This is a genomic window from Streptomyces sp. ISL-98 (genome assembly GCF_018614055.1).
GTDB classification, from domain to species: Bacteria; Actinomycetota; Actinomycetes; order Streptomycetales; family Streptomycetaceae; genus Streptomyces; species Streptomyces spiramyceticus.
In genome coordinates this window covers 1-10,537 of record NZ_JAGGPB010000107.1, presented here as the reverse complement: position 1 = coordinate 10,537, position 10,537 = coordinate 1, and the positions used below count along the sequence as shown (strand labels likewise).

The window sequence follows — 10,537 nt, the reverse complement described above, 5'->3', positions numbered from 1 at the left end:
CGGCAGGCTGACCGGCGTGCTTGCCGTCATCGGACATGTGATCGCCCGGTTCGATGTGATGGGTGAAGAGGCCTGCCTCGGCCGTCCACCTGTCCAGGGGCCTGGCGACCGAGGCAGGAGTGATGGGGGCTCAGCTCGCATGGATGCGCCCAGTCTGGCCGAGCGGGTTGCCGGGGGCGGGGGTGACGCGCCAGAACGAGGTTTGCACGGCCCGGTATCCGCGATGCTCCGGATTCAGACCGGTGTGTTTCAGTGCCCAGACCTCGGCCGGCAGCCGCTTGCCGACGACGCACTCGGGGCTCTCCCCGCACGTCGTGCACTCGACATCGTGCAGCGGCTGCTGAGGTGCTCCGTCTTCCGTGTCGGCGCCGAGGTGCCATTCCGCAGCTCGGATGATTGCCTTGACGGTCACCGTGCCCCCGAGGTGAGTCGCTCGTGCCCGAGTCGGACCAGCTCTGCGACCGCGATTGGGGAGCACAGCTCACCCGCCCGCTCCATGGGGACTGACCAGTACGGGCCGAACTGCAACGCGTTTTGGTCCACGCGTGGTACGCCAACCCAAGCGCCCCTGCCCAGACAGCGAGCCAGCGGGGAGCTCCAGGTTTCCGTCGTCTGAGGGGGCACCAGCGCGTAGAACTCACCGCGCGGATCGTGGATGACCGGGCCCGCGAGGGCTTCGCCGAGGCATTCGGTGATCAGCGGCCACTCGTCGCTACCGGCTGCGGCGCGCACGATCCCGGTGTGAATGCGTACGGCGTCGAAGCGGTGGCCAAGCGGTAGTAGCGCGACGCCGAGATGAGCCCACTCCTCACATACATCAGACGGACGTTCGTGGGAGTGGGCGAGCCAGTCGGTAATCGCTGAGTCTGTACTGGTGAGCACGGGTGCCCCCGTCGTTGAAGTTGTTGACCTCTACGTTTTCAATTCGCGCCCCCTCCGTCACGGGCTGCGGCGTCCAACTTTTTTGGCACCCAGAGACTGCGGTGACCTGGGCAGATGCCCGTAACTGGATTGCTATATGGACCAGTTACGCCTCCGATCATCTGGAAGACTCCCGCCGAGAAACGACATGTTGGCTACGGTGAGCGAACCCCCTTGGGTAGGGAGAACAATGCCGTCGCAGCCAAAGCCAGGATCGAAGAGCGACCGGGACACCCTCCGCCATGCAATGCGGGCTGCTGGGTGCACTACAGCCGAAGTCGCAATCGAGATGCGCGTGCGTTTCCGCATGCGGCCGCGTGAGGCGTGGCGTCATGCCTACGGATGGACCCTGCAGGAGACAGCCGAACGAATCTCGCTGGCAACTGGGGAGACCGTCGCCGCAGATGCTTCCCTCGTTAGCAAGTGGGAGAAGTGGCCCGGGCCGTCGAGCCGCCGACCGAGCTTGACCGCGCTGGTCGCTGTCGCTGCTGCGATCGAGTGCGCCATCGAGGACATTCTCGATATCGAGGATCGAAGGGCCTTACCGCAAAACGACCTGCGAATCCTTCAACATCACGCCCCCGAGCAGCATCCCGCAGAGCCTCCGCAACGCGCCGTACGGGAGCCTGAGCCCGAATCCGACCGCGTCCTCGCGGCTGCCGCTGAGTCGGCAAGGTGGGCGCAGTGGGCCGAGGTAACGAACGTCGGGGACATCGCCCTCGAACAGATCCTCGCTGACGTGCAGAGCCTCGCCGCCGGATACCTGACCGGGGACGCGGTCGAGGTGTTCCTTGAGGTCCGTAAGCTTCGAGACAAGGTGTTCGGCCTGCTGGAGGGACACCAGCCACCACGACAGTCCGCTGACCTTTATGTGTCCGCCGGGTATCTGTGCGGCCTACTAGCCTGGATCAGCAGTGACCTAGGCAACCTACGCGCCGCCGACACCCACGGTCGTACTGCATGGCTGTGTGCAGAGAACGCCGACCATGACGGCCTGCGCGCCTGGGTTTCCTCAACACGCTCGAAGGTGGCTCTGTGGGACGGCCGTTTGCGCGACGCCGTGAACCACGCCCGGCGGGGCGCGCACTCGAACGCCACGGGGAGCGTCGGCGCGCTGCTCGCTTGCCAGGAGGCCGACGCCTGGTCGATGCTCGGAGCTAAAAGCGAGGCGCAGGGCGCCCTCACACGTGCCGAGCACGCCCGCTCCGTCATGGTCGGCACCGATGAGATCGGCGGTCTGTTCTCGTGCCCCGAGGCGCGGCAGGTGAACTACGCAGCTGGCGTCCACTTGCGTATCGGGCATCCTCATGCCGCCCTTCTGGAGACCCAGTCCGCGCTCCACCTGCTAGCCGCGCAGCCGGTATGGGCCTACGGGACCGAGGCGCAGATTCACATCAGCCAGGCCGCCGCCCTCCTCGCCTGCGGCGAGCCCGACGGCGTGATGGAAGCGCTGGTTCCAGTGCTGACAATGCCTGCCGAGCGGCGCATGGAGCCCATCGCTCAGCGAATGATGGAGCTCGCCAGAACCTTGGCACAGAGCCCAGCAGCGGACGCCAGCGTGACAAGCGTGGCTCGCCGCACGATCGAAGACTGGTGCCTAGACTCTGCAGCTCGGCACCTGGCCCTCTCGTCAGGAGACGGTCCGGCCTGATTGGATCTCAGGGCATGACGACAACACCCGAGCACATGCGTGATCACTGGTGGTGGCGGCCAGGCTGGAGCGCAGGTCGACGTTTCTACACCTGGCACCTGACGTTCGATGGACAGCCCGATGTCCACCGCTTCGCGGAGCAGTACCGGACAGCACTCACACCCGTTGGCGGACTAGATCTGATTCCAGATCGATGGCTGCACCTGACCATGCAGGGCATCGGCTTCGTCGACGAGGTATCCGAACAGGATGTGAAATCCGTCGTCGGCGCTGCCACGCACCGGCTTGCCGCAGTGCCCACATTCGACCTCACCCTGCGCGCGCCGGTCGTCGACCCCGAGGCGATCCTCGTGCCAGTCGAACCAGCCGCCCCTGTGAAGGAGGTACGTGATGCAATTCGGGCCGCCATCGGCGACGTATTCCCAGAAGTGCCGGAGAATGCTGACAAGTTCACCCCTCACCTGTCGATCGGGTACAGCAACAGCACTGGGCCGACAGCTCCTTTCACTGCGGCTCTCGACGCCGTAGACAGGACCTCTGCCTCCGCGCGGATAACCCATGCAGAACTGATCGTGATTAACCGCGACCATCAGATGTACGAGTGGGAGCCCTACGTAAGTGTGCCGCTCGGCTGACCCCCCGAACGGAAGCGCCCCCTGTGCCGGCCGTACCCGGAACAGGGGGGCTTCCTATTGATTGTGACCACCGAGCAGTTGTCGAGCCGAGTCAATGAAGTGCTTCTAAGCTCTTTCAAGCGGTCACTCTCTCGGCTGTATGCGGACACGCGCTCCGCCAGGGTCAGTCCCAGCCAGCGCAACGAGTTTGCCTTGCTCAATCAGGCGGCGTGAACCTCCTCACCGAGTTCTGCGAGGTGCTGGTGTCCCAGCCTTTCAACTCGGCCACTGACCGCTTAAGGGCAGTCAGCGCTGCATTAAGGCCGCCGCCTCGGCCGCGCCGTCGAGCTTGCTATGCAGCTAGGCCAGAAGCCTGCCGATGAAGTGGGCGCGGACGGTTTCGAACCGCCGACATCTGCTTTGTAAGCCTGGCAATGATCTCGGGCGCGTCTTCCCAGGTCATCCCTCCTGCGCGGCCTCACGGCTGCAGGGCGATTGCTGACGTCGCCGCTGCCCTCGACTGACCGCTGCTGCCCGGCTGTTCTGGCACGGCAGTTGCACGCTGTGGGGCCCCTACCAGTCGCGCCACTTGTCGGTGATCTCGTACCGTCCGAGCCCATGGCGCGTGGTGAGTGCAGGAACGTCTACGCCGCACTCTGTGAGCGACTGCTCGATGTAGTCGCAGAGTTCTTCACGTTCGCCGGTCTCGTAGGCGGCCCCGTCGTGCTGATCATTGAGCTTCTTCGATGTGGCCACCGATCGGGTGACGGTCCGTGAAGCGAAACGAGCGAGGCCCCCGGGCTGTTGATCGAGATGTCTGACGTCTCAATTACGTTGATTCAGCGTCTTACGGACTCCCCAACCGGAACGGGCCACTTCCCTCGTTCCGGTTGGGGAGTTCTCGTGTGTCAGGCGGCTGTTCGCCCCGATGGCGCTAACGTCGTGCGCGGCTCCGGTGTCTTTGAGCGGTGACACCGCTCGGCCAGGCCCGGGCCTGCTCCTACGTACGTGTTCCGCACCCAGAACCGACGACGCAAGGGGAATCGATTCCATGACCGTCACAGCAGCACGCCGCACCATGTCACCGCGTCGCTCCGCCGCCCGCACGGCGGCCGTGGCGGCCCTGTCCGCCGCCGCGCTCCTCGGCGGCGGTCTCACGGCTCAGGCCGCCGCACCCGCCCGCACGACGGGCGCGGCTGTGGAGCTCGCGCCGGCCAGTGTGCTCGCGACCCAGTGCTACTACAGGGTCAACGCCAGCGGCGGTCTGCTGATCCGCAGCGGTCCCGGCACCGGCTACTCGGTCGTCGGGTCCTACGCCAACGGCTCCACGATCCTCGCGTCGGCGTCCACCACCAACGGTTTCCGCAAGGTGGGCACCAACCGCTGGGTCTCCTCGGCGTACACCGTCCGCATCACCAGCTATCCCTGCGAGTGACAGGGACCCGCGCCGAGGACACCGTTCCCCAGCCCTTCAACGGGCCGCCGGCCGCCGGAAATCCCTCCGGCGGCCGACGGCCTGTCCGCTGCCTCCGACCGGCCTCCGAATTCATCACTGAGCTTCTTCAGCGTTGCAGCTCCAGTGTGAGGACGGCCTTGGCGATTGACGTCATGCGGTTGGGACTGCATCGGGACCTGCGGAAGATCCGCCAGGACTTCAGGCGGGCGACGCCGCGTTCGACGAGTGCCCGTGTGGCGGCCAGGGCACGGTTGCGGGTCTTCTCAGTGGGGGTCAGTTCCTGCAGGGGCCTGCGTTTGATGCCCGAGGTCAGCCACGGACCGGCGCCCTGGTAGGCGAGATCGGCCACGATGGGAACGCCCTGGCGCTCGCAGATGCGGATGATCCGGTGGGTGCGGGCGGCGGTCAGGTCGTGAGTGCGGCCCGGCAGGGCGGGCGAGAGCCACAGCAGCCGGCCGCCGGGATCGGTGACGACCTGCACGTTCACGCCGTGGCGCCGGTGCTTGTGGGAGTAGTCGGCCCGGCCGTCACCGACCCGGTCGCACTCGGCGAGGGTTCCGTCGAGCAGGACGAAGTCGGGATCATGCTCGCGCAGCGTCCTCAGCAGACCCGGCGCACGCGCGGCGAGCAGGTCGACGACCGCGCTGATGTAGGCATGGGCGGTGGACTCGCTGATCCCGAACCCGGCGGCGATCTTCGCCAAAGTGGTGTGCTCGCGCAGGTACACCAGTGCCACCATCGCGCGCTGGGACGGACGGAGCTTGCAGCGCCGGTCGCCCTCACGGGTGACGATCAGCATGGTGACCCACTCCACGAGTGCGTGCGGCAGGTCGATTGCGGCAGGGTGGACGACCAACGAGGCCCCCGAGCAACGTAATTGAGACGTCAGACATCTCGATCAACAGCCCGGGGGCCTCGCTCGTTTCGCTTCACGGACCGTCACCCGATCGGTGGCCACATCGAAGAAGCTCATTGATGGCGTTCAGGGCGAGTACCGCTCGCTCCACTGCCGCGAGGACCTCATCGTCGGAGGGACTACGAAGCGTCCGCAGTCCGGTCTCGAACGAGCTCAAGGCTTCGTCGGTCGCGTCCAGGAGCGTCGCGGGGTAGAGGTTTGCCATGAACGTGTCCTCGACGTTCAACGTGCTGGCGGCCAGCTTGCGGGCCTCCTCGACCACTCCGTCGCGCCAGTGCTTCGAGGGGCTGTCAGTCATGGGCGGGACGGTACAGGCGGGCACCGACAATGGCCCTCGCGGGGCGTCGTCTCCGTCATGCTCGGCCAGGCCCTTGGAAGGCGCTTGATGGTCCAAGCCCTGCACGGACTCTGACCTGCGGTTGGCAGCGCTGTGATGGATCGGCCTGCGCGGCTTCGACGCGCATTCGACAGAAGCCAGTGACTGCTCTGGGGCGGCGGAGCACCGGTATGCGCGCTGTGGCCGCGGCACCGCTGATGCGGACACCCCGGGCCGAATCTAGACTGGCGAAGGCACGGAAAGTTCCGAATTAGGGAGATGCGCACCATGGCTAAGCGAGGGAACAAGCGACGCGCCCGTAAGAAGAAGAAGGCCAATCACGGCAAGCGTCCCAACGCCTGAGCCAATTGAGCACACGGCCGAGGGGGCCGTGTCTTCGACGCCCGGATTGGGTCGCCCGGATTGGGTCGAGGATTAGGATTCCGCAGCGGTGCGGGAGCACGACACAGAGCCGGACTCGATGAGACTGGGTCCGGCTCTTGAAGGCTCGTTCGAACCTGCGCACACGGCTCCGGAGGCCGCGCGACGTCCGTGCTGTGGACCATACGAGTGATCGCAACCCCGCGACCTGGTGGCGCAGCTGTGCTGCCGTCATCAAGCTGTCCTCGCCCGAAGAAGTTCAGACCAGAAACGCGTCGGCTGCAGCCAGCGCTTCGTCCAGGACGGCCAGGCCTGTGGCGGCGTCGGCGTCGCTCAGGTTGAGCGGCGGCGCGACATGGCTGCGGTTGCCCAGGAGTAGTGGAAGCAACCTGCGATCAAGGCACGCCCTGGCAAACGCGGTCATGGGTGCGTTCGCCTCGCCGGTAGCGCCTACCGGCACGAGCGGTTCTTTGGTCGGCCGGTCACGGACGAGTTCCAGGGTCCAGAGGCCGCCGATGCCGCGAACGTCCCCCACAGAGGGGTGCTTCTCGGCGAGCTCCGTGAGTCCGGGCCCGAGGATGTCCCTACCGAGGCGGGCAGCTGCCGCAACGGTGCCCTCGTCGTGCATGGCGCCGATGGCGCCGACGGCGGCCGCGCACGCGAGCGGGTGCCCGCTGTAGGTCATGCCGGCTGGGTAGGGGCGCTTGGTGAATGTCTCGTAGATCGGGTCGCTGACCAGCACGCCACCGAGCGGCACGTACCCGGAGTTCACGCCCTTTGCGAAGACCATCAGGTCGGGTGCCACGCCCTCGTGGTCGACCCCGAACCAGGTTCCGGTACGGCCGAAGCCGACGAGCACCTCGTCGGCGACGTAGACGATCCCATGGCGGGTGCAGAGGTCGCGGACCCCGCGAAGGTAGCCGGGTGGTGGCACGATGACCCCCGAGCTTCCGGTCACCGATTCCAGGACCAGCGCGGAGATCGTCGACGGACCTTCCAGCAGGATCACCTGCTCGAGATGCGTGAGCGCCCGCTCGCACTCCTCCTCGGGGGTTCTCGACCCGAACACTGAGCGGTACAGAAACGGGCCGAAGAAGTGGACGGCACCCGCCGCGCCGGTGTCCGAGGCCCAGCGGCGCGGGTCGCCGGTGAGGTGGATCGACGTCGTCGTCGAGCCGTGGTAGGAGTGGTAGGCGGCGAGCACCTTCGGCCGGCCGTTGAACAGGCGGGCCATCCGTACCGCGTGCTCGATGGCCTCCGTCCCACCCGTGGTGAACAGCACGTGCCCGAGCCCCGCCGGCGCGACCTCGACAATCAACCGCGCCGCTTCACCGCGGACGTCGGAGGCATGGGCGGGTGCAACGGTACAGAGCCGGTCGGCTTGCTCCTTGATAGCCGCGACGATGCGCGGATGCTGGTGACCGAGGTTGGTGAAGACCAACTGCGAGCTGAAGTCCAGGTAGCGTCGGCCATCGGCGTCGCTCACGTAACTACCTGAGCCGCCAACGAGGGTCGGGACGTTGCGTGGCCCCTGCATCGACCAGGGGTGAAAGACCAGGTCGTCAAGATCCATCTCACACCTCCAGGAACTGCGGGATGCAGACCCCTTCTGTGGGCAGGACCCGCATTCCGGTCGTCTGTCCCTGTTCTTCGCCGAGCAGATCGCCAAGCATGATCAGACTCCTCTCGAATGTCCACCGGAAGCACTGATTTGCCCTATCTCCGGACTACGCCGGACGAAAGGCGCCGTCCAGTCCAACAAGCTGTAAATCTGTTGGCTTACGCCTGCGCAGGTTCGAACCCTGCACCCGCCACACCGAGAGAATCAGCCCCTGACCAGCACATTTGGTCAGGGACTTGTTGCCTTGGTGGGTGGTGATCACGGGGGCGGAGTGTCGGCCATCGTTTGTCGGCGCTGCGCCCAATGCTGTCACGATCGCGGTCATGACCGCTGAATCACCGACCCCGTCACCGGTACTCCAGCTGTGACGCCAGTTGCTCGGGGAGAGCGTCCCGGTTGGTCAGCGTTACGACGATGAGTTCGATGTCGGCGCGCCGTTTCAGGGCGTCGGTGAACGGGTCGCTGTGCGCATGGACGGTCGCGACCACATCGATGCCGGCCTCGAAGACGGACCGGACGGCCTCCCTGAACGAGGCTGAGGCCAACTCCATCCGTCCGAGCTCGTCGATGAGCACCAGCTGCCCGGGAAGAGGGTCCGTCGAAGCCGCCATCAGCGCCGGCAGCGCCACCCGGTCCATGACACTCAGGTCGACGCCGTACCCGCCCACCTTCGGCGGCCCCGGGAAGCCGACATGGGCGAGCACAGCGCGGTGTCCCGCCGTCTCCAGAGCGAAACCGACCCGGGCGCCGCCCTGCCGGATTTCCTCCGTGGTGAAGCCGACGATGTCACGGCTGTGCAGAAGCGCAGCCAGTCGGCGGACGGCGGTCGTCTTGCCAACGCCGGGGCGTCCCTCCAACAGAATTCTCGTCGGCATCTCGTACTCCGTCTCCGTTTGGGCTCGGCGGTCCTCCCAGCAGGTTTCCAGCCAAGAGGGTTGTCGCCGCCCCGGCTCGGCCGATCGGGCGTTTTGTACGCCCGATCGGTGATGTTCATGCCGTTCGCAGGCTGCCATGGACCAGCCCGATGACACGAACGTCTCCGCCATTGCCGCCCTCAACGAGCCCACCCGCCGACGGCTGTACGACCACGTCGTACGCCAGGCGGATCCGGTCAGCCGCGACGAGGCGGCCGAGGCCCCGGGCTTGCCCGGCAGACTGCCGCCCTCCATCTGGACCGTCTCGCTGACAAGTCCCTGCTCGATGTCGTGTACGAACGGCGCAGCGGACGCAGCGGCCCAGGAGCGGGCCGACCCGCCAAGCTCTACCGGCGCTCCTCGCAGCAAGTCTCCGTCAGCCTGCCGGCGCGCCGTTACGACCTCGCCGGGCTGCTGCTCGCGCAGGCCTTGGAAGAGTCCGAGGCCACCGGCGAGCCGTCGCGCACGGTCCTGCACCACAAGGCGCATGAACTGGGCAAGGAGTGGGGCACGCAGGACGGTGCCGGGGTACTCGACCTCCTGCAGCGGTATGGGTTCGAGCCGCGCCTTGAAGGCGCTGCCGTCGTTCTCGCCAACTGCCCTTTCCACACACTGGCTCGCGAGCACACCGAGACGGTGTGCGGCATGAACCTCCACCTCCTGCGCGGTGTTGTCGAAGGGCTGCACGAAACTGGCCTCCAGGCGTGCCTCGCACCCGCCCCCGGCCGGTGCTGCATCCGCCGGGAGCCGGCCGCCTGAAGCGAAGGGCGGAAAACGCGTCCCAGGTCGCTGACCCGGGGCTCTGTCATGGAGCGGATGACGGGAATCGAACTCGCGCTACAAGCTTGGGAATCAACGACACCCAGGGCATCACGGATGGGCACGTGTCCGCCGGCTTGGAAGCCGAGCGTTCTGGCCTCGGATGCCACCGTGCGGCGAAACCGAACACCTGCAGAGGGAGGCCCGCTACGCCTACGAGCAGCTGACCGGCTGCCGGACTGGAATGGCGTGGGCCCATCGACCGCGTGGCCCTCGGTATTCCGCAACATCGGCGTCATGGTCAGATCCTCCCCGCTACCGGAGGTTTCCAGGACTAGCCTCCGCATCATGCTGCGTATCGCCGACACCCGCACCGGACGCTTCGTGGAGGTTCCTTCCGCCCACCGCCACCAGCTGCGCATCTGCGTCCACCTGCCAGTCATCGGCACCGGAGTCGGCACGGTGCACCTAAGGGCGCCTCTGGTCGGTGACGTACTGGCGCGCACCGCGGAGCTGCACGGCCTGGAGTCCCTCACCGTCCTCACCACGCCGGACCTGTCTCCTGAGCAAGCCCGAGCGCTCGGTCGCGCTATGTCCGTTCTCGGCATCCACCCGCCCGCCACCGTCGGTGTTCACAGTCTGACCGAGCCGCTTTGCGCCGCTGCCGATGTGCACCTCGCCGAGTACGGCACCCCCGGGCAGGACGCCGTCGGCGGGGTCTGGATGGGCGTGGGCCAGGTCAGCCCAGCACCCCCGGACGAGGGCGCCCCCGACCGCGGCGATCTCCTCGCCCCGGAGGGGACCGATCCGCTGGCGGTGAGGATGCTGTTGCTCCGACACGCCCACCGCACACCGGTCACGGTCACCAGCGCCGCCCTCGCCGAGGCCCGACGGACACTGAAGCACTGGCGGCAGCAGGTGGCCGACTGGGCACAGGAGCCGTCCAGGCCGATCCCCGCCGACGTCCTGCGACAGGCTCATGCCGCGC

General features: G+C 66.8%; 12 protein-coding genes and 1 pseudogene. 7 read left to right on the top strand and 6 right to left on the bottom strand.

Annotation, left to right across the window (positions count from 1 at the left end; translation table 11 throughout):
• Nucleotides 1-130: 130 nt before the first annotated feature.
• Nucleotides 131-412: a hypothetical protein gene (locus J7I98_RS39620; RefSeq protein WP_214929904.1), complete on the bottom strand. Its 282-nt coding sequence runs from the start codon at nt 410-412 to the stop codon at nt 131-133.
• A gap of 239 nt (nt 413-651) precedes the next feature.
• On the opposite strand from J7I98_RS39620, the gene J7I98_RS42455 reads away from it, so the two are divergent.
• From J7I98_RS42455 to J7I98_RS39610, 3 genes are all read left to right on the top strand, one after another.
• The gene (locus J7I98_RS42455) at nt 652-780 is read left to right on the top strand and encodes a hypothetical protein (protein WP_285438149.1); all 129 of its coding nucleotides are present in this window, start codon (nt 652-654) and stop codon (nt 778-780) included.
• Between the two features lie 604 nt (nt 781-1,384).
• Nucleotides 1,385-2,572: an XRE family transcriptional regulator gene (locus J7I98_RS39615; protein ID WP_251021883.1), complete on the top strand. Its 1,188-nt coding sequence runs from the start codon at nt 1,385-1,387 to the stop codon at nt 2,570-2,572.
• Nucleotides 2,573-2,586: 14 nt separating this feature from the next.
• Nucleotides 2,587-3,207: a 2'-5' RNA ligase family protein gene (locus J7I98_RS39610; protein WP_251021882.1), complete on the top strand. Its 621-nt coding sequence runs from the start codon at nt 2,587-2,589 to the stop codon at nt 3,205-3,207.
• Nucleotides 3,208-3,759: 552 nt separating this feature from the next.
• On the opposite strand, the gene J7I98_RS39605 is transcribed toward J7I98_RS39610, so the two are convergent.
• Nucleotides 3,760-3,942, bottom strand: a complete 183-nt coding sequence (locus tag J7I98_RS39605; RefSeq protein ID WP_214929903.1) for a hypothetical protein — start codon at nt 3,940-3,942, stop codon at nt 3,760-3,762.
• Nucleotides 3,943-4,237: 295 nt separating this feature from the next.
• Here J7I98_RS39605 and J7I98_RS39600 point away from each other — a divergent pair, with 295 nt between their 5' ends.
• Nucleotides 4,238-4,621: an SH3 domain-containing protein gene (locus tag J7I98_RS39600; RefSeq protein ID WP_214929902.1), complete on the top strand. Its 384-nt coding sequence runs from the start codon at nt 4,238-4,240 to the stop codon at nt 4,619-4,621.
• Nucleotides 4,622-4,748: 127 nt separating this feature from the next.
• On the opposite strand, the gene J7I98_RS39595 is transcribed toward J7I98_RS39600, so the two are convergent.
• Both J7I98_RS39595 and J7I98_RS39590 read right to left on the bottom strand, forming a co-directional pair.
• On the bottom strand, nt 4,749-5,498 hold the full coding sequence (locus J7I98_RS39595) for a transposase family protein (protein ID WP_214929901.1): 750 nt from the start codon (nt 5,496-5,498) through the stop codon (nt 4,749-4,751).
• 73 nt (nt 5,499-5,571) lie between these two features.
• Nucleotides 5,572-5,856 (bottom strand): hypothetical protein, encoded by a 285-nt coding sequence (locus tag J7I98_RS39590; RefSeq protein ID WP_214929900.1) that lies wholly within the window; start codon nt 5,854-5,856, stop codon nt 5,572-5,574.
• 306 nt (nt 5,857-6,162) lie between these two features.
• Here J7I98_RS39590 and J7I98_RS43220 point away from each other — a divergent pair, with 306 nt between their 5' ends.
• Nucleotides 6,163-6,237, top strand: a complete 75-nt coding sequence (locus J7I98_RS43220) for a 50S ribosomal protein bL37 (protein ID WP_100661309.1) — start codon at nt 6,163-6,165, stop codon at nt 6,235-6,237.
• Nucleotides 6,238-6,514: 277 nt separating this feature from the next.
• On the opposite strand, the gene J7I98_RS39585 is transcribed toward J7I98_RS43220, so the two are convergent.
• Together J7I98_RS39585 and J7I98_RS39580 are read right to left on the bottom strand one after the other, a co-directional pair.
• Nucleotides 6,515-7,828, bottom strand: coding sequence for an aspartate aminotransferase family protein (locus tag J7I98_RS39585; RefSeq protein ID WP_214929899.1), 1,314 nt, complete (start codon nt 7,826-7,828; stop codon nt 6,515-6,517).
• Between the two features lie 395 nt (nt 7,829-8,223).
• Nucleotides 8,224-8,751: a nucleoside-triphosphatase gene (locus J7I98_RS39580; RefSeq protein ID WP_214929898.1), complete on the bottom strand. Its 528-nt coding sequence runs from the start codon at nt 8,749-8,751 to the stop codon at nt 8,224-8,226.
• 136 nt (nt 8,752-8,887) lie between these two features.
• Here J7I98_RS39580 and J7I98_RS39575 point away from each other — a divergent pair.
• Both J7I98_RS39575 and J7I98_RS39570 read left to right on the top strand, forming a co-directional pair.
• Nucleotides 8,888-9,549 (top strand): annotated as a pseudogene (locus J7I98_RS39575) (helix-turn-helix transcriptional regulator).
• A gap of 348 nt (nt 9,550-9,897) precedes the next feature.
• A partial coding sequence (locus tag J7I98_RS39570) for a hypothetical protein (protein ID WP_214929897.1) occupies nt 9,898-10,537 on the top strand: 640 nt, incomplete at its 3' end.

Coding starts and splice junctions, on each gene's coding strand:
- J7I98_RS39590 (WP_214929900.1), bottom strand. CDS start 5,856: ATGACTGACAGCCCCTCGAAGCACTGGCGCGACGGAGTGGTCGAGGAG.
- J7I98_RS39585 (WP_214929899.1), bottom strand. CDS start 7,828: ATGGATCTTGACGACCTGGTCTTTCACCCCTGGTCGATGCAGGGGCCA.
- J7I98_RS39580 (WP_214929898.1), bottom strand. CDS start 8,751: ATGCCGACGAGAATTCTGTTGGAGGGACGCCCCGGCGTTGGCAAGACG.
- J7I98_RS39610 (WP_251021882.1), top strand. CDS start 2,587: ATGACGACAACACCCGAGCACATGCGTGATCACTGGTGGTGGCGGCCA.
- J7I98_RS39600 (WP_214929902.1), top strand. CDS start 4,238: ATGACCGTCACAGCAGCACGCCGCACCATGTCACCGCGTCGCTCCGCC.